This window comes from bacterium (genome assembly GCA_035295165.1).
GTDB lineage: Bacteria > Sysuimicrobiota > Sysuimicrobiia > Sysuimicrobiales > Segetimicrobiaceae > JAJPIA01.
The window spans coordinates 1-17,564 of sequence record DATGJN010000045.1 but is presented as its reverse complement, the minus strand read 5'-3'; the positions used below and the strand labels follow the sequence as shown (position 1 = coordinate 17,564).

Below are 17,564 nucleotides of genomic sequence, written 5' to 3'. Positions count from 1 at the left end.
AGATCGCCCGCCGCACGTCACGGCTGTCGGAGCGGAGACTCATGCCGCGCGGTCAATTCCCCGCGGACGCCGCGGCGGGCGGCTCGTTGACGTCCTCCAGGAACAGATCGTCGGAGATCTCGTCGAACGCGTACGCTTCCGCGTACCGCCCCCACCCGACCAGGACGTTCAGCTGTCGGCGCGCCTCCTCGAAGCTGAAATGACGCTCCAGTTCGTCCAGGATACCCTCCGCGGACATGCGGTGGTCCTCGCGCTCGGTAAGCTGGTGCACGATCTCCTGGGCGGGATTGACCTTGGCCAGCAGGGCCAGGCGGAATATTTCCTTCTTCTCCTGGACGGTCGCGCTCGCGAGCGCGTTGCCGTGGTCGGTCAGCTCGAGATCTCCGGCCGTGGCGACCGCGAACCCCAGCAGCTCCGCGGCTTCCACGGCGGGCAGCAGGTCCTCGACGTCGAAGTGCAGTTCGGCGCCCACGCGTGCGAGGTCCGCTTTGCCGCCCTGATCGTGCACGAGCTCCACGAGGCCGATGATCAGCCCCACGGGTGCATCCGGGAGGCGGGGAATCAGCGGTTTCAGGTGTTCGAGGCGCCGCGACCGGTCTCCGGTGAGCAGCTCGTATACGCGCTCGACGATGCGTTGGAACTGTGGGGATCGCCGGTCGCGCCAGTGCGGCAGCTCGGGCCGAACCTCGTCGACAATGCGCGCCGGATTGGCGGCGAGCACGATGATGCGGTCGGCCATGAACACGGCTTCCTCGATGCTGTGCGTCACGATCACGATCGCGCGGGTGGGGAAGCGGCGCTTCAGCCACAGCTCCAGCAGGTCCGTGCGCAGGTTTTCGGCGGTGAGCGGGTCGAGGGCGGAGAAGGGTTCGTCCATCAGGAGCATGTCCGGTTCGACCGCGAGCGCGCGGGCGAAGCCGACACGCTGCCGCATGCCTCCCGACAACTCTTTCGGGAACGCCGATTCAAAGCCGTCCAGACCGATCAGGTCGATCACGGCGACCGCCCGTTCGCGGCATTGCGCCGGTGCGGCGCCGGCCGCCTTGAGCCCCAGCTCCACGTTGTCCAGGACGGTCAGCCACGGGAACAGCGCGAACGTCTGAAATACCATGGCGACGCCCGGGTTCGGCCCGTCGAGGGGTTTGCCGCGATACCGGACGGTGCCGGTCGTGGGGCGCAGCAGGCCCGCCAGGACCCGCAGCAACGTCGACTTCCCGCAGCCAGAGGGGCCCAGCAGCGCGAGGATCTCGCCGGCCCGGACCTGCAGCTCGATCCGATCCAGGACGGTGATCTGTCCCCCACCCGGCCGTCCATACGCGACGGTCACGTCTTTTGTGTCCACCAGGACCGTGGGGGGAGTGCTGATGACCATGCGTCACGCTCCTCCAGCATGCCCGGTTCGGGCGCCGTCAGGTCCCTCGATTCGCCTCACACGTGGTAACGTTCCTCCGCGAGGCGCGCGGCGCGTCGCCACAACAACCGGTTCACGACCACCACGATGAGCCCCATCGCCACCGTCGACGACGCCAGGAGCGGGTAGTCTCCGTTGTTCGCGGCTGCCGTCACCAGCGCGCCCAATCCGATGGTTTGCAGCGTCTTCCCCTCAAAGGACACGTACTCGGACACAATCGACGCGTTGAACGCCCCGCCCTGCGCCGTGATCCCTCCCGTGACCAAATATGGGAAGATCGCCGGGAGGATGAGCGTGCGCCAGCGCATCCAACCCCGGACCTTCATCACGGCGGCGGCCTCCTGCAAATCGCGCGGGAGGGCGCTTGCGCCGGCGATGGCGTTGAACAGCACATACCACTGCGTTCCCAAGAGCATCAGCAGGATCGACGCGATCGAGAGCCCGCCGCCGACGCGGATGATGAGCAACACCAGGATCGGAAACACCGCCGTCGCCGGCACGGAGGCCGCGATTTGAGCCAGCGGCTGCGCGATCCGGGACAGGCGCGGGTGCAGCCCGATCGCGACTCCCGCGGGAATGCTCCAGGCGAGCGAGATGATCAGGGCGATCGCGATCCGCAGCAGGGTGGCCACGGAGCCCTCTCCGATGTCGATCCATTTTCCTGGGGGAAGCGCCGCCACCAGCTTGAGCAAGGACAGCGCTCCCCACGCGACCACCAGCACTCCCGCGCCGATCGCGGGCCACTGCAGCCAGGGTGCGAGACGGGAGGTGACCGCACCGCGCGGCGGCTCGGGCGTCGCACGGTGCGGCGGGCGGCGGGTCTGTACGCGCGCGAGGGCGGCCCGGATCCGCCGGCCGGCCTGGGGCAGGAGGGCGGAATCGCGCAACAGATCGAGCACCCAGGACGTGGGCGTGTCCTGGCTTTCGGACAGCTCCACCTTGAAGCGCTCGCTCCACGCGATGAGCGGTCTCCACACCAGCTGATCGAGCGCGACGATGAGGGCCACCAACACCCCCAGGCCCCACAGGATGGCGCCAAAGTCGCCCTTGTTCGCCGCCTCCGCCAGATAGCTGCCGAGGCCGGGCAGCGTGAACGACTGCTTGCCGAGGCTGAACGCCTCCGTCGCCATGAGGAAGAACCAGCCGCCCGCCCAGGACATCACGCTGTTCCACACGAGCCCGATCGCGGACGCCGGGAGCTCCAGCGACGTGAAGCGCTGCCACCAGGACAACCGAAAAGCGCGGGCGGCCTCGATGAGTTCCTCGGGAATCGTGCGGAGCGAATGGTAGAAGCTGAACGCCATGTTCCAGACCATCCCGGTGAAGATCAGCAGGATGCTGCCGATCTCGAGGCCGGTCGTCTCTCGCGGAAACAGCGCGATCATCGCCAGCAGCACCGCGGGGAGGAAGGAGAGCACCGGGATGGACTGGAGGATGTCGAGCGCCGGGACGATGATGCGCCCAGCCGACTGACTGCGGGCCGCGGCGTACCCAACGACGAAGGTGAACGCCAGCGACACCGCATAGCCGCCGCACATGCGCATGAACGAGAGGAGCGCGTACCGCGGCAGCGCGGCGGGCCGGAGATCGATGGTCACGGACGGCGTCACCCTATGGAGCTCTCGTGGCGCCACCGCGAGCAGCATATAGAAGACGGCCGCGACTGCGCCGAGAAGCAGCGCGTCCACGACCCACACGCGTGGGGAGCGGAGCAGCGCCGGTCCGGGATGGACGGAGGACATGGGGGTCGGGTCGATCGTATCGTGCGACGCCCGGAGCCGTCAATACACGGAATCGGTTAAGATCTCGTTAAGTCGGGAAGGTCCGGCGATCGTGTCAGCGGATCCGCACATCGAGCAAGGCAGCCCAGTACTGCACCGATTGGAGCGCAAAGCCGAGGAGCAGGAGCACGGCGCCGAACACGCCCAGCCGCCGTGTCGGCAGGGCGTCCGCCCACCACTCGATGTACGGACTGATCGTCGCGACGACGGCCCCGACCGTGGCAACGACAAGCCCGATCTCAAGCCCGAACGTCGTCCCCCGCGCGCCCTCGTGCGTGACCGCGCCCGCGAGGGCGCCGGCCGCTCCGATCACGAGCCCGCGGACGCACGTCGCAACCAACCGCCGCCGGGTGAGGCGCGGCCGCACGTCCGGTTGGTACTCCCGGGACGGAGAGAACCCCAGGATGTACGTGAGTGCCAGCCCGACGATGCTGAGCAGCCCGAACGCCGTGCCGAACCTGGCATTGAACGTCAGGGCCGAAGCGAGGCCCTGCGCGGTCCCGCCGCGGAGGATTGCGAACCCAAGCAAGGCGGGAAGCGGCATCTGACGCCCCGGGGCCGTTCGCGCAACCCAGAACTCGAGCCCCAGCGCGAGCCCGAGCCCCGCGCCCGCAACGAGTCCGTAGACCGGCCCCAGCGGGAGTCCGTACCCGAGGCCGAACAGCAGGCTGTACGTGGCGGCACGGGTGAGCGCGCGGAGCGGACCGCGTTTCCCGCCGAGCAGGTCGTACGCGAGATACAGCCCGCCGATGAAGTCCAGCACGACCCCGCCGAGGCTGATCGCCGCGAGCACGTGATGATCGATCATGCCCCAGTGTTGGCGAGATCGTGCGTACAACCCTCGGGGTGGGCGGACCCCGGGCCGGCTTGGCGTCGTATCGACCGCGGGAGCGGTGGCGGCCGGGGGACCGTCAACCGCTCCCGCGAACCGTCACGGTGTCACGACGACTTTCGCCTGCATGAACGGGTGAACCTCGCAGTTGTACACGTAGGTCCCCGGCTTCGTCATCGTCACCGTGAAGCTGCTCCCTGGCGCGAGCTGGCCCGAGTCCCACTGCTTGCCTGCCGCCGTCGCGGTGTGCGGCACTGCGTCGTCGTTGACCCAGGTCACCTGCTGGCCGGTCCCGACGGTCACCGTCACCGGGCCGTAGGCGAAGTTCTTGATGTGGATCTGGGCCCCCGCTCCGGTCGCCTGGGGTGCCTGCGCCGCGATCGGGGCCACCGCGGCTGCGGAGGATGTGTATCCGCTCATCGCGCCGCTGCCGCGCTGGAGCGTGATCTTGCGGGGTGCGTTGCCGACCGGGATCGTCGCCACCACCTGCTGTTTGGCCATGTCCACGACCGATACGGTGTTGGCGCCCTCGTTCGTGACGTAGGCTAGCGCGCCGTCCGACGTGAGCCCCACCCAGTGGGGGAACTTCCCGACCGCCACGTCCTTGATGACCTGGCGCGACGCGACGTCGATGATCGCCAGCTGGTTGATGCCCTGCACGATGACCAGCGCGTACTTGCGGTCCGGCGTGAACGCGATCTGGTGCGGCACGGCGCCGACCGTGATCTGCGTCGCGATCCTGTTGGTCGCGGTGTCGAGCACCTGAATCGCGTCGCTGCCGGCGAGGCTGAAATACATGGACTTGCCGTCGGGGCTCACGGTCAGCCCGCGCGGCGTCTTGTCGAGCGCCAGGGTCGCGACCACGCGGCGCCCGGCGACGTCCAGTACGACGATCGCGTTGTTGTTGGGCGCGTCCTGCGCTCCAACGTACGCGGTGCGACCGTCTGGCGAGAGCGCGACGCCGTGGGGCTTCGCGACGGTGAACTGGGCCGTGACCCGGAGCGTCGACGTATCGACGACGTCCACCTTATTCGTGCCGAAGACCGCCACCAGGAGCGTCCGCGCATCGCGCGACAGCGCCATGCCCTGCGGCGATTCCCCAAGGGGGAGTGTCTTTGCGACTTGGTCGGTGTCCGTGTCGATGACGCTGAGGTCGGTGGCGTCTTCGCTCGACACGTACACCGTCCGACCGTCCGGTGTCAGGACCACGGCTTCCGGCCCGGCCGGGACCTTGATCGTCTTGAGCATATGTCCCGTCGCGGTGTCGAGCACGCCGATCGCGTTGTCGCCGTACAGACCGATGTACGCTTTGGGCGCGGTGGTTGCGGCCGCCGTCGGCCGCGGTCCGAACGCGGTGCCCCACATGAGGCCCGTGGCCATGAGCAACGCGGCCGCGAGGACCCGCGCGCCGCGGGTGGCTGCGCGCCGAAGCGCGCTACGAACTCGAACGAACCTGTCTGTCATGAGCGGTCGTCCTCCCACGTGCATATTGAACCGGCGGACCAGATGCGGTCCCGGGCCGGCGTTCCGGCCGCCCGTTCGCACATGGATACACCGTGGCGGGGCACTCGGATTGGCCGGGCGCTAGAGAGGGGGCGGGGCAAGGTCCTGCTCGACCGTAACAGTGGGCATGGTATTGGGGGAAACCCGCTCGCGCTGAGAGGCTTGAGGCGTCACGACCGGGGGGGACGTCATGCAATCGATGATCGTTCGCGTACGTGTGCTCGCCGCGGTGGCATGCATCATGGCCGCCGGTACGGGGTTCGTCCGCGCGCAGTCGTCGCTGGCGCAGATTGTGACCGATCCGCAGGGCCGTTTCGCTATGACGTTCCCGCAGACTTGGGAGGTCGCCACTCGAGCCGACGGGCTAATCGTGCTCGTGGCCGCCGGGCCGGCGCAGGGCGGTTACCGTCCGACCGTGAACGTGGTCATCGAACCGCTACAGGAACCGATGCCGCCCGCCACCTACGCGGCGCGGGCAGAACCGCTGGCGGCGTCGGTGTTCCACGGCTATACGGTCTTGCAACAGGGCAGTGCGACGATCGCCGGACGCCCCGCCTACTATCGCTACTTCACCTGGGAACCCAACAACACCGCGCCGGTGTACCAGCTGCAGGCTTATTTTACCTCTGGGCGGTCGGGGTACGTGGTGACGGGCAGGACCCTCAATCAACCCGAGTCGATTCAGCGCGACATGCCGTTGATCGTGCAGATCCTCGACACGTTCCGCGTTCTGTGACGCGGGTCAGTGCCTCCGGGGCCGCCCCGCGCCCGAGCGCGAGGTGACGCGCGCGCTCGTCCGTACCGCAGCGGCGTGAGGCTCGGCTAGCGGCGCGCTCGTCCCCGCCTCGCCCTCGGTCGCCATCTCCCGAACAGGCGCGCGTCACAGCCTGATTCCGCGGTCGGGCGGACGGGCGACACGCCGAGCGCCGTCATCGCGGTGTCCAGCGAATCGTATGCTGGGAGGAACCCCCGGAGGAACTGCTGGCTGACGGTTGTCCGGAGCGTCGCTCCCGGCCTCGCGAGGAGCATGCGAGGCACGCGCTGTCGATACTCCAGCAGCACATCGAGGCCGGTCGCATCCACGTGGCTGAGGCTCGAACAGTCAAGGATGATGGGGAGCCCGTACGACGTCGCATCGTCCAGCGCGCGCGCAAACACGGATGCCGTCTCCACGTCCGCCGCTCCCGAAACGGCCAGGAGGACCGTATCGCCTGTCTTCTTGATGCGCCACGAGAGCCACGGGAACTCGCCCGCCGATTCCGAGCCGTTCCGAGGCCTGCGAAGGAAGCGTCGTGCGCTCATGTCGTCACCGCCCGCGTTGTTGGCGTTCCGATGTACAACGTACCCACGACGAAGGGTTCTTAGCGCGGGGCATTCGTCGCGTGCGGGCGGCCGGACGCAGACGCGCAGTGTGTTGTCACGCGATACGGGCCCGGCGTCTGCGGCGGGCGCCGGGCCCGTTGAGCGAAACGCGGATCAGACTGCGAAGGCTACTGCAGCGTGACATCCACTCGCGTGGCGATATTCTCCCCTTGAATCATCTGGTATTGGATGTGCACCGCATCGCCCGGCTGAATCTGGTTCAGGGTCAACGTCCTGCGGGTCCTCGTCCAAACCATCGGCGTTTCGGGCATGACGATCACCGTGACCGGCGACACCGTCGGCGTGACACGTCCATCCGGAAGCGTGGGCGCGGCCGTGGGCCCGGCCGTGACCACCAGCACGGTCTTGCACGAGGTTGGATCTGACGAGGCGCAGTTCACCGCCTGGATGGTGGCGATCACGCCTCGCACGGAATGCGTCGGGGCGTCGGCCGCCTGCGGTGGCTGCGCGGTGGCCGAGAGCGGTGCGACCGTAGCGATCGCCACGAGCGCCACCAGCGCCAAGGTGGATTTCATCATCACGCTCACCTCCCATCAATCGCCGCGTGTTCCTCGGGCCTTGTCACGTACATTCGTGTTGATTCCCACGCGGGATCGTAAAGAAACATCACACGGCCGAGCCTCGCAGGTCCTAGGGTCGCGGGACGTCACGTTCGCGATGGCGCGGTTTTCGGGGACGATCTGCGTGACGTCGCGGCTACGTCCTGGCTCATGGCGTCCGCGACGGCGGCCTCGTGCTGGAGCGCCCGCGCCGCAGTTTGGGCTCGATGACCTTGGCCGCCCCGCTGCCCCCGACCGCGTGAAACGCGATCGTGCCCCGTCGCGTGATCGCGTCGGTGGTCGCGGGTCCGACGACGTCGGCCGGGTCCACGTGCAGCTGGACGTTCTTGCGCGGAGCCGGAATCAGTTGCACTTGGCGTTTGTGTAGGACGCAGTGCGGAGACTGGTCGTCGGCCATGCGCGTGTTGTCGATGCGGAACGAGGCTGCATCGCGCCCGGGTTGACGCTCGGCAAACAACCGACCCTGCGGGCCGATGAGATTCTGGCTCGCCGCCATGGTAGTCCTCCTGAAACACGGTCGTGGTCGCACTGGCCACGCCGGAAACACAGCGCAGTCGACGGCCTTTCGACGCTGAGCAGGATCTGGCCCCTGTGGTCTCCAATAATATTGTCTTAAGAATCGTCAAAGATTTTCGAATCGTCCGTGTCTTTCTGCCGCCAACTTCGGCGGTTGTTTGTGCGCTGTGTTGTAAGCGATTACAACGATCAAATCGGTTGCGCCATGGGGGCGGGCCGGTCATTGACAACGGAGGTGGCGTGCATGCCGTTGTTCGTGCGTGGGGACGAAATGAAGACCGACGCCGTGAAAATAGAGCATTCGATCATGTCCACGAAAGTGGTGTACGGGAAAGAGTCGAGCCTCATGCTGGCCACCCGCCCGGGTGGATATCACTCGCGTCCCCACATCCACGACACGGAGCAGATGAACTACGTCGTCGACGGCGAGATTTGGGTGTTCGTCGACGACGAGTTCTTTCTGGTGAAGGCCGGAGACTTCTACCGGGTTCCGGCGATGGCCGTGCACTGGGGGTGGATCACGTCCGACAAACCGTGCACGATTCTTGAGGTCTTTTCCCCCGTCTATGTGTCGGAGAGCCGGCCTCACGCGGTAGCGCTCTTTGGAGACGACGAAGCCCGGCCTCCGATTCAGCCCATCCGACAATACCACGTCTCGGACGAGTACAAGAAGATCGAGGAGAAGCTGCCGCCGGGGACGGTCCGCTAGGTGCGTCGCTGAGGTGGTCGCCGCCGCGGCGGCGGCGACCGGTGTGGATGGTCCGCACAAAGGGGGACGGCGCCAATGGTTCAGTTCCCGATGTCATCGCTGGTCTCGAGCGAGGCGATGGGCCTATTTCGGGAAGAGTTTGTCCTGTGTCGCCTGCAACGCACTGAACAGTTGTTGATCATCACGGATCCGTCGACGAATCCGAACTACATCGCCGCATGCTTCGGCGCGGCGCTCTCGTTCGGCGCCGAAACGGTGCAAGTGGTCGTTCCCAGGATCGAGGGCACCCCTGAGCAGGTCTCCACGCGGATCGTCGAACGCCCCGTTCCGTACCAGCACATCATCGAGTTGATCAAGCAGGTGGACTTTGCGATTGATCTCAGTTCGCGCGGGTTTCTGCACTCCGAGCGGCAGGTGGAGATGCTCGCGCAGGGGACCCGAATGCTGCGCGTGCGCGAGCCGATCGAGTGTTTGCAACGCCTGTTTCCAACCCAGGAGAACCAGCGTCTGGTCGAAGCGAGCGCTCAGGTGCTGGGGAGCGGTACGCAGTTTCACGTGACGACGCGTGCCGGCACGGACTTCGTCGTCGATCGCGGGCGCACGCCGGTGTTCAAGCAGTACGGATACGCTGAGCAGCCCGGACGGTGGGATCATTGGCCGACCGCGTTGGCGGCCGTGGCTCCCGACGAGACGAGCGCGCACGGCCGCATCGTGCTGGCGCCCGGAGATTTCGCCGCCGGCCGCTACATCGAGAATACCGTGCGCGTGACGGTTGAGGCGGGCTGTATCACACAGGTCGAGGGCGGGTTGGACGCCGTGCTCATCCAGGAGCACTTGGCCCGCGGACGCGGGAGCGACGCGAGCCGTGTTTCCCACATCGGCTGGGGGTGCGACCGCCGCGCCAGATGGGACGCCCTCGATCGATACGCCGCCTACCACCAGGGCGGCGCGGAGATGCGAAGCGTGCGCGGCGGGGTCGTCATCGCCTTCGGATCGAACGCGGACATGGGCGGACGGAACCGCGCGGAGCTGCACCTCGATCTTGGGATCCGCGGGGCGCGGTTCGCGATTGACGGCCGCCCGGTGGTCGAGGATCAGCAATTCGTGACCAGCGAACTTCGCTGATCGATCGGCAGGCCGAGGAGAGGAGTGGAGGACGATCGTGCTGCGGCCGTTTCGGCTCCACGAGCCCACGACAGCAACTGAAGCGTCAGGTATTCTCGCGACCCTCGGCGAGGAGGCGCACGCCTATGCCGGCGGGACCGAGCTGTTGCTGGCGATGAAGCAGGGCGTCCTGCGGTTCGCGCACCTGGTCGATATCAAACCCCTGGGATTGAGCGGGATCCGCTTCGACGAGGCGGCGCGTTGCCTCCGGATCGGCGCCACCACAACCCATCGGGCGGTCGAGCGTTCGGAGATTGTCGCGAGGCGCTTCCCGCTGCTGGTGTCGATGGAACAATCCCTAGCCAACGTGCGTGTTCGCGCGGTCGGGACCGTGGGCGGGAACCTCGGGTTCGCGGAGCCGCATTCGGATCTTGCCACGGTGCTGCTCTTGTACAATGCTTCGGTGCGGATCGGCGGAACGTCCGGCCAGCGGACCGTCGGCATCGCCGACCTGTTCGTGGATGCGTACACCACCTGTCTCCGTCAGGACGAACTGCTCCTTGAGATTGAGGTGCCGGAGCTTCCCGCAGGCGGCGCGGCCGACTATCGAAAGTTCGCCTTCTTTGAGCGGCCGTCGGTCGGCGTCGGGGCCGTCGTCGTCGCCGCGCCGGATCGCACCACGGTGGCCGAGGCGCGAATCGCGGTGGGGTGCGTCGGTCCCAAGCCGGAGCGCGTCGCGGAAGCCGAAGCGGCGCTCGCCGGCGTCCCCATGACCGGCCAACGGTTCTCCGAGGCCGTTCGCGCGGCGGCACACGCGGTGATGCACGCGTGCGCGCCGGCGGACGATCTCTACGGCTCCGCGACGTACAAGCGGCATCTTGCGGGGGTGTTCGTCGAGCGGACCCTGGCGGCCGCGTGTGCCCGGATCGGGGCGGGAGGGAACGGATGAGGCGGCCGAGCGAGCCCACGCAACCCCGCGAGACCGTCGAGATTGCGTGCCAGGTCAACGGACGACCCGTGCGCGCGGCGGTCCCGACGCACCAAACGCTGCTCGATCTTCTTCGTGACGATCTCAACCTGACCGGCGCCAAGCGCGGGTGCGACGTCCAGGTCTGCGGCGCGTGCACGGTGCTCGTGGACGGGCTCCCCGTGAGCGCGTGTACGTACCTCGCGTTTGAGATCGACGGTAAGTCCGTGGAAACGTGTGAAGGCCTCGCGCACGACCGAACGTTGCACCCCATCCAGCGGGCATTCGTGGACGCCGGCGCGCTGCAGTGCGGATTCTGTACCCCGGGAATGATCATGATCACGAAGGCGCTGCTCGCGGACTATCCGCAGCCCTCCGTCGACCAGATCAAAGAGTATCTGCACGGCAATATCTGTCGCTGCACGGGCTACAAGAAGATCATTGAGGCCATCCAGCGCGCGGCGACCGGCACGATGGACGCGACGGAGCCCTCACGCGGTGCACGCTGACGCCGCGCGCCGGTCTGCGGTGTTGCCGGCGCCGCGGGGGAAGGTGTCACGCGCACTTTGGATCACTGGCAGAGCGGTCAGGTACGGGATACGCACTAGCGTGACGGGGACTTGATTGCGTGTCTCTGGATCGAGGAGGAGAGGACCATGATGCGACACCTGTTCTTGCGTGGCGGGTTGGCACTTGTCCTTTTGGTCGCGCTCGTTGCGGGGGTCATGGGGACGGCAAGCCCCCAGCAGAAGCGGTATTCGATCAAGTTTGGCGTCGTCGCGCCGCCGTCGGGGATGTACTACGCGCCGCTCGTCGTCGCGCAGCAGAAAGGCTTCTTCGACCGGGAGGGCGTGCAGGTCAGCCTGGTCACCATCGGCCCTGACGACAACCTCGTGCGCGCGGTGGCGGCCGGTGCGTTGAATCTCGGGATCCCCGAGCTCAGCATCGCGATCAACGGCAACGCGCACGGGGCGCCCGTGAAGATCGTCGCGTCGCTCACCGACCGCTATCCGTACACGCTGTACGCGCAGCCGCAGATCAAGACGTACGCCGACCTACGCGGGAAGTCCATCGCTCACTGGACGGTGGCCCCCGAGGTCAGCGTTGCCCTGATTCGGCGTCTGCTGGCGTCCGGGGGGCTGAAGGAGGGCGAGTACAACCTCATCGCGGGCGGGAATATGCCCTCCCGGTATGCCGCCCTCACCCAGGGCGCGGTCGCCGCCTCGGTGCTGACCGCGCCGTTCGACCTGGTGGCCAAGAAGGCCGGGTTCACCGCGTTGGGTGGGCTGTACGACATCCCCGCCACGTTCGCGGGTGTCGTGACGAACACCGGATGGGCCGCGGCCAACCAGGACGCGGTGGTGGCCAGCCTGAAGGCGCTGGTGTTGGGGTTCCGGTACGCCGCAACGCCGGCGAACAAGAACGAGGTCGTGAAGATGCTCGCGGATGTCGGCAAGGTGGATCCCGCGGTGGTCGCGCCGACGTGGGACGAATTCTACCGGGACCAGACGTTCCTGACCAGCTGGGATCTCGTCCCGAGCCAGCGGTCGATGCAAGGGGTGGTCGACATCCTGGGCTCGCTCGGCCAGATTCCCAAGTCGGCGAACCCGCTCACCTATTTTGACCTGCAGTATCTGAATACCGCGCTGCGTGAACTCGGCCGGTGATCCACCGCCTCGACGTCCGGGCCGCGGCGTGCCCCGCCGGGAGGCCGAGATGACGGACGGCAAGGGGTCGCCGCCCGAACATGCGGCCGTAGGGAGCCGGATCCCGCGGATCGATGCCGCCGGGTTCGTCACCGGGCAGGCGCGATACGCGACGGACATGGGCATGCCCGGGATGCTACACTGCCGGCTGCTCTACGCGCAGCAGGCGCCCGCGCGCATCGTGGACGTTGATGTCACCGAGGCGCGGCGTCTGCCCGGTGTGGCGGCGGTGGTGACCGCGGCAGAGGCACCGGCGATGCCCCCCACGGGAATGGGGATCGCGGCGCGGAGTCTGTTTGCCGCCGAGACGGTCCGCTCCGTCGCGGACGTGATCGCCGCGGTGGCGGCCGTCGATGACGAGACGGCGCAACGGGCCGTCGAGTTGATCAAGGTCACGTACGAGCATCGTCCCGGGGTGTTCTCGCTCGAGGCGGCGATGACAACGGACGCGCCGCTCGTGCATGCCGACAAGCGCGCGTACCGGATCGCCCCGTGGCTGCGGCGGTGGGCGGTGCTGGATGCCGGCAACGTGTCTACTCATTTCCGGCTGCGGAAAGGGGACGTTGCCGGCGCGCGGGCCCGGGCGCATCGCATCGTGAACGGGCACTTCCGGACGCAGCGCATCGAGCACTTCTCCATGGAGCCGCACGCCGCCGTGGTCGATGTCGACGTTGCCACGGACCGCGTGACCCTCTGGAGTTCGACGGGGAAGCCGTTTCGCACGATCACGCAGTTGTCGGAGCTCCTGAACCTCTCGGTGAGTCGCGTGAACGCGGTGTACGTACCGACCGGCGGCGACTTCGGCGGCAAAGGTGAGGTCACGGTCGAGCCGTACTGCGCGGTGCTGTCGATGCAGACCGGCCGTCCGGTCAAATGCGTGTACAGCCGGGAGGAAGAGTTCTTCGCGGCGACCTGCAAGACCCCGTTCGACATCGACCTGGCCGTCGGGGCCGATCGCGACGGGATGTTGCTCTTTATGGAGGGCGACCTGCGGTTGGACACCGGGGCCTACAACTCCATGTCGGGTTTGGTCGCCACCTACGGCGCGATCCTCATGGAAGGCCCGTACAACGTCCCCAACGTGGCCGTCGACGCCCGCTGCGTCTTCACCAACAATCTCATGAGCGGGTCGTTTCGGGGATTCGGGAGCCCGCAAGTCGCCTTTGCGCGGGAGGGCCTGCTGGACGAGCTTGCCGGTGCGCTCGGTCTCGATCCCGTGGATCTACGCCTCCGGAACGCCTGGCGGCCGGGCGCGGTCACCTGCATGGGGCAAACGCTGTCCCCCGATACCCACGGCGTGCACGTGCGCGAGACGATCGAGGCGGCGGCCGGCGCGAGCGGGTGGGCGGCGGCCCGCGTCGCGCCTCGCACGCCGGCCGGCGGCGGCCAACGACGCCGCGGGATCGGCGTCGCGACGGCCCATCACGCGCTCGGCGGACCCGCCGTGATCGGAACGGATACGGCGACCGCGTTCGTGAAGGCGAACCCCGACGGGAGTGTTACCGTTCTTTCAGGCGCGGCCGATGTGGGACAGGGGATCGATACCGCGTTGCTGCAAATTGTGGCGGAAACGTTGCATCTGCCGCGGCGGGCCATCACGGTGGCGTTCAAGAGCACCGACGGAGTGCCGGAGGATCAAGGTGCGTCCGCCAGCCGGACCATGTATTCCGTCGGCAACGCCATGCACGCGGCCGCGGTCAACCTGCGCGAGAAGCTCGTGGCGGTGGCGGCCAAGATGCTCGAGGCCGACGAGCGGGATGTCGAGTGCGCGGACGGCCGGCTGTTCGTCCGCGGTGCGCCCGGCCGAGTGGTGGGGATCGCGGACGTCGTGCATCGCGCCATGCGCACCTACGGCGAGCAGCCGATCGGGATGGGGATGCATCACGGCCGCGGCGTGCCGATGGACGAACGCGCGCAGGGCGAGGTGCAGGCGTTCGAATACTCCACCCAGATTGCCGAGGTGGAGGTCGATCTGGGGACCGGTGAAGTCCAGGTGGTGCGCCTCGTGAACTCCCAGGACGTCGGACGGGCCGTGAATCCCTTGATCGTGGAGGGCCAGGTCGAGGGCGGGATGATGATGGGGCTCGGCTTCGCCCTGTACGAGGAGATCGTGTGCCAGGACGGGCAAGTGATGAATCCGTACGCCTTCGACTATCGCACGCCGCGTGCGAAGGACACGCCCGAACTGGTGCATGTGTTGCTCGAGCTTCGCGATCCAACCGGTCCATACGGTGCCAAGGGGGTGGGCGAGATTTGCATGAATCCCACCGCCGCGGCGATTGCGAACGCCGTCGCCGACGCGATCGGGGCGCGGGTGACGTCGCTTCCGATCACGCCGGAGAAAGTGCTCGCGGCGATCCGCGGGCGCGCGCGCGACGCGTAGCCGATGTCCGCATTCCGGCGCCTGTTCGGTGTGGGCACGCCGAGACGGGGCCGCGGCCCGCTACCTCGCGCAAGAGCGGTCGTGACGTGTCGGGAGCGCGGGCGTTGGGCCGGGTAGGTTCATGCTGATCCGGTCGATGCGCGTGGTGGCGAGCGGCGCGGTCGGGGTGGTCGTCTGGGAGGTGTTCGCGCGATTCATCGTGCGGAATCCGCTCTTTCTTCCCACCCCGTATGCGGTGTGGACCGCGGCGGTCGCCGTGATCCAGAGCGGGGAACTGCTCAGCAACCTGCTCGTCAGCCTGACGTATTTTGCCGTGGGGTCCGCGATTGGCTTTGTCGGGGGCGTGATCCTGGGCGTGTTGTTGGGTACCAGTCAGAAGATCTCGGACTACGTGGACCCATGGGTGTCGGCGGCCTACACGGCGCCGCTCGTCGCCCTGACGCCGTTGCTGATCATCTGGTTCGGCATCGGACTGTGGTCGAAGACGGTCATCATCGCGTTAGTGGTGATCTTCCCCGTCACCATCGGCACCGTGGCCGGGATTCGGTCGACGGATCGTTCGCTGTTGGAGGTCGCGACCAGCCTGGGAGCGCATCGCGCCGACATGCTCCGCAAGGTCATGGTGCCGTGGGCGCTGTCGTTCATCTTGTCCGGCGCGCGGATCGGGGTGGGCCGCGGCGTGATCGGGATTTTCGTCGCGGAACTGTTCGGCGGAGCCAGCAAGGGCGTGGGCTTGATGATCTCGAACGCGTCGCAGGTGTTCAACACCCCGCTGCTGTTCGTCGGGATCATCGTGTTGGCATGCATGGGGATCGGGGTCACAACGTTGTTGCGTTTCCTCGAGCGCAGAATGGCGCCATGGCGCAGCCAGTCCGTGGTCTGAGTCCGGCTTTATGAAGCTCGAGATCGCGGATCTCCGCGTGGACTTCGACCGGCCCGGCGCCCCACCGCTGCCCGTGCTCGACCGTGTGGGATTTGCGGTGCAGCCCGGAGAGTTTGTCGCGCTCCTCGGCCCGAGTGGCTGCGGGAAGACGACGGTGCTGCGCTGCCTGGGCGGGCTGCAGACGTGGAACAGCGGTAGCATCACGATCGCCGACCAGCGGCTCGTGGGTGTTGATCGGCGCGTGGCGATGGTCTTCCAGAGCGATTCGTTGTTCCCGTGGCGGACGGTGCACGACAACGTGGCCTTCGGGTTGGAAGTGCGCCGGTGTCCGAAAGCCCGAGCGAAGGGCATCGTGCAGGCGCTGATTCAGCTCGTGGGGCTTGCGGGGTTCGAGCGTGCCTATCCCTATCAGCTCTCGGGAGGGATGCGGCAGCGGGTGAACCTGGCCCGGGCGCTCGCCGTCGACCCTGAACTGCTCTTGATGGACGAACCGTTCAGCGCACTCGACATGCAGACCCGGGAATACATGCAGCTCGAACTGTTGCGGATCTGGTCGCATCGGAAGACCACGGTGTTGTTCGTGACGCACCAGATCGAGGAGGCGGTGTTCCTCGCGGATCGCGTGTTGTTGATGTCTCGGCGCCCGGGGCGGATCAAGGACGATGTGTCCGTTCGTCTCGCGCGGCCCCGCGACAGTCGGGTTCGGCGCACGGGCGAGTTCCACGCGCTCGTCGATGGGCTGGCGGAGTCGCTGGCGGTCGAGACGTCGGGCGTCGGCATCGATCGTTGAGGCCTGCAGGCGCGACCGGTGGCGCAGGTGCGGGCAGCGTTGCGCCGTCTTGCCGACGCGTTCGTCCTCGTGCGTGTCGGCCGGTCGATCGTCTTCGGCATCGCGGTCGCGGCGGTCGGGCTCGTGTCGCCCGGGGTCAGCGGAGTCCGCTGGCATCAGCGGACCGCAGGAGCGGGATCAGCACGCCCAGCGCAAAGTAGATCAGCGCCGCGCTGCACAGGACGTTGACCCACCGGTAGAAGGTCCCGCTCAGAAACCGCCTGCCCCATGCGACCATCGCGGCGAAGAAAAAGCACCAGAGGAACGCGGCCAGCATGAAGGCGCCGAAGAAGAGTGCCGGAGCGGTAGGATCGTGATGGGCGCGGGTTAGGACGGCTGCCGTGCCGCCGAGCCCCAGCCAGAACGCGATCTGAAACGGGTTGGACAGTGAGAGCACGGCGCCCGTGATGAAATCGCCGCCGGCCGGCGCGGCGCCGCGCTGCGGCATCGCTCCCGTCCACGCGTCCTTGAGCGCTCCTGCCGCGAATCGCAGGAGAAGCAGCACCCCCACCGCGCCGAGGCCGATCGACGCCCAGCGTGACGCGGCCAGATAGGCCGTTCCCGACAGCGCAAGCCCGGCCCACGCGGCGTCGCCGACGAGCGACCCGAGCTCCAGAAGCAACGCGCCCGCGAATCCGCGTTGGATCCCTCGGCGGACGGCCTCGACGGTCACCACGCCCGGGGGCGCGCACGCCGCGATTCCCAGTGCAAACGCGATCCAGAACACGGGGTCACGCTCCTGCCGGTCCAAGAAAGCGGCGACGCCCCCGGAGATCCCGGAGGCGTCTCGGCCCGCTGATCTGGGACCCAGCGTACCATGTACCGCGCGATCCCGTCAATCAGCGTCGCGCTCCAATGTAGTAGTTCAGCAATAATGTCACCCCCTAACAGTTCCGTGACTATGTCACCCTGGGACTATGACCAGGGAGACGATCATGTTGAGTCAGAAGGATCAACAGCGCGTGCAGGTCCTGACACAGGTCCATCGGGGCACGGT

The 17,564-nt window shown here is 67.4% G+C and carries 17 protein-coding genes; 9 read left to right on the top strand and 8 right to left on the bottom strand.

The window, feature by feature from the left end:
- Positions 1 to 52: 52 nt before the first annotated feature.
- The 4 genes from VKZ50_06635 to VKZ50_06620 all read right to left on the bottom strand — a co-directional run bounded on the left by VKZ50_06635 (position 53) and on the right by VKZ50_06620 (position 5,488).
- Complete coding sequence (locus VKZ50_06635; GenBank protein ID HLJ59388.1) at positions 53 to 1,372, bottom strand: nitrate/sulfonate/bicarbonate ABC transporter ATP-binding protein; 1,320 nt, start codon at positions 1,370 to 1,372, stop codon at positions 53 to 55.
- A 56-nt stretch (positions 1,373 to 1,428) separates the two neighbouring features.
- Entirely contained in the window at positions 1,429 to 3,099 is a 1,671-nt protein-coding gene (locus VKZ50_06630; protein ID HLJ59387.1) for an ABC transporter permease subunit, read from the bottom strand.
- Between the two features lie 148 nt (positions 3,100 to 3,247).
- Positions 3,248 to 4,000, bottom strand: coding sequence for a hypothetical protein (locus tag VKZ50_06625; GenBank protein HLJ59386.1), 753 nt, complete (start codon positions 3,998 to 4,000; stop codon positions 3,248 to 3,250).
- Positions 4,001 to 4,123: 123 nt separating this feature from the next.
- On the bottom strand, positions 4,124 to 5,488 hold the full coding sequence (locus tag VKZ50_06620) for a cupredoxin domain-containing protein (protein HLJ59385.1): 1,365 nt from the start codon (positions 5,486 to 5,488) through the stop codon (positions 4,124 to 4,126).
- Between the two features lie 238 nt (positions 5,489 to 5,726).
- Between VKZ50_06620 and VKZ50_06615 the strand changes: the two genes are divergently transcribed.
- Positions 5,727 to 6,263, top strand: coding sequence for a DcrB-related protein (locus VKZ50_06615; GenBank protein ID HLJ59384.1), 537 nt, complete (start codon positions 5,727 to 5,729; stop codon positions 6,261 to 6,263).
- A gap of 86 nt (positions 6,264 to 6,349) precedes the next feature.
- Here VKZ50_06615 and VKZ50_06610 read toward each other — a convergent pair whose 3' ends face one another.
- From VKZ50_06610 to VKZ50_06600, 3 genes are all read right to left on the bottom strand, one after another.
- The gene (locus tag VKZ50_06610; protein HLJ59383.1) at positions 6,350 to 6,829 is read right to left on the bottom strand and encodes an STAS domain-containing protein; all 480 of its coding nucleotides are present in this window, start codon (positions 6,827 to 6,829) and stop codon (positions 6,350 to 6,352) included.
- Positions 6,830 to 7,017: 188 nt separating this feature from the next.
- The gene (locus tag VKZ50_06605; GenBank protein ID HLJ59382.1) at positions 7,018 to 7,428 is read right to left on the bottom strand and encodes a hypothetical protein; all 411 of its coding nucleotides are present in this window, start codon (positions 7,426 to 7,428) and stop codon (positions 7,018 to 7,020) included.
- Positions 7,429 to 7,618: 190 nt separating this feature from the next.
- Positions 7,619 to 7,966 (bottom strand): hypothetical protein, encoded by a 348-nt coding sequence (locus VKZ50_06600; protein ID HLJ59381.1) that lies wholly within the window; start codon positions 7,964 to 7,966, stop codon positions 7,619 to 7,621.
- A gap of 264 nt (positions 7,967 to 8,230) precedes the next feature.
- Between VKZ50_06600 and VKZ50_06595 the strand changes: the two genes are divergently transcribed.
- The 8 genes from VKZ50_06595 (at position 8,231) to VKZ50_06560 (ending at position 16,528) form a co-directional block, all read left to right on the top strand.
- A complete protein-coding gene (locus tag VKZ50_06595) occupies positions 8,231 to 8,695 on the top strand; it encodes a cupin domain-containing protein (protein ID HLJ59380.1) in 465 nt (154 codons plus the stop codon).
- Between the two features lie 75 nt (positions 8,696 to 8,770).
- Entirely contained in the window at positions 8,771 to 9,820 is a 1,050-nt protein-coding gene (locus tag VKZ50_06590; GenBank protein ID HLJ59379.1) for a hypothetical protein, read from the top strand.
- A gap of 37 nt (positions 9,821 to 9,857) precedes the next feature.
- Positions 9,858 to 10,748 carry an FAD binding domain-containing protein gene (locus VKZ50_06585; protein ID HLJ59378.1) on the top strand — a complete coding sequence of 297 codons (891 nt, stop codon included), beginning with the start codon at positions 9,858 to 9,860 and terminating at the stop codon, positions 10,746 to 10,748.
- Positions 10,745 to 11,275 carry a (2Fe-2S)-binding protein gene (locus VKZ50_06580; protein HLJ59377.1) on the top strand — a complete coding sequence of 177 codons (531 nt, stop codon included), beginning with the start codon at positions 10,745 to 10,747 and terminating at the stop codon, positions 11,273 to 11,275. Before VKZ50_06585 ends, VKZ50_06580 begins: the two co-directional genes overlap by 4 nt.
- A gap of 147 nt (positions 11,276 to 11,422) precedes the next feature.
- A complete protein-coding gene (locus tag VKZ50_06575; GenBank protein ID HLJ59376.1) occupies positions 11,423 to 12,433 on the top strand; it encodes an ABC transporter substrate-binding protein in 1,011 nt (336 codons plus the stop codon).
- Positions 12,434 to 12,482: 49 nt separating this feature from the next.
- A complete protein-coding gene (locus VKZ50_06570) occupies positions 12,483 to 14,855 on the top strand; it encodes a xanthine dehydrogenase family protein molybdopterin-binding subunit (GenBank protein HLJ59375.1) in 2,373 nt (790 codons plus the stop codon).
- A gap of 121 nt (positions 14,856 to 14,976) precedes the next feature.
- Complete coding sequence (locus tag VKZ50_06565; GenBank protein ID HLJ59374.1) at positions 14,977 to 15,738, top strand: ABC transporter permease; 762 nt, start codon at positions 14,977 to 14,979, stop codon at positions 15,736 to 15,738.
- A 10-nt stretch (positions 15,739 to 15,748) separates the two neighbouring features.
- The gene (locus VKZ50_06560; GenBank protein ID HLJ59373.1) at positions 15,749 to 16,528 is read left to right on the top strand and encodes an ABC transporter ATP-binding protein; all 780 of its coding nucleotides are present in this window, start codon (positions 15,749 to 15,751) and stop codon (positions 16,526 to 16,528) included.
- 136 nt (positions 16,529 to 16,664) lie between these two features.
- Here VKZ50_06560 and VKZ50_06555 read toward each other — a convergent pair whose 3' ends face one another.
- Positions 16,665 to 17,294, bottom strand: a complete 630-nt coding sequence (locus VKZ50_06555) for a LysE family transporter (protein ID HLJ59372.1) — start codon at positions 17,292 to 17,294, stop codon at positions 16,665 to 16,667.
- Positions 17,295 to 17,564: the final 270 nt, after the last annotated feature.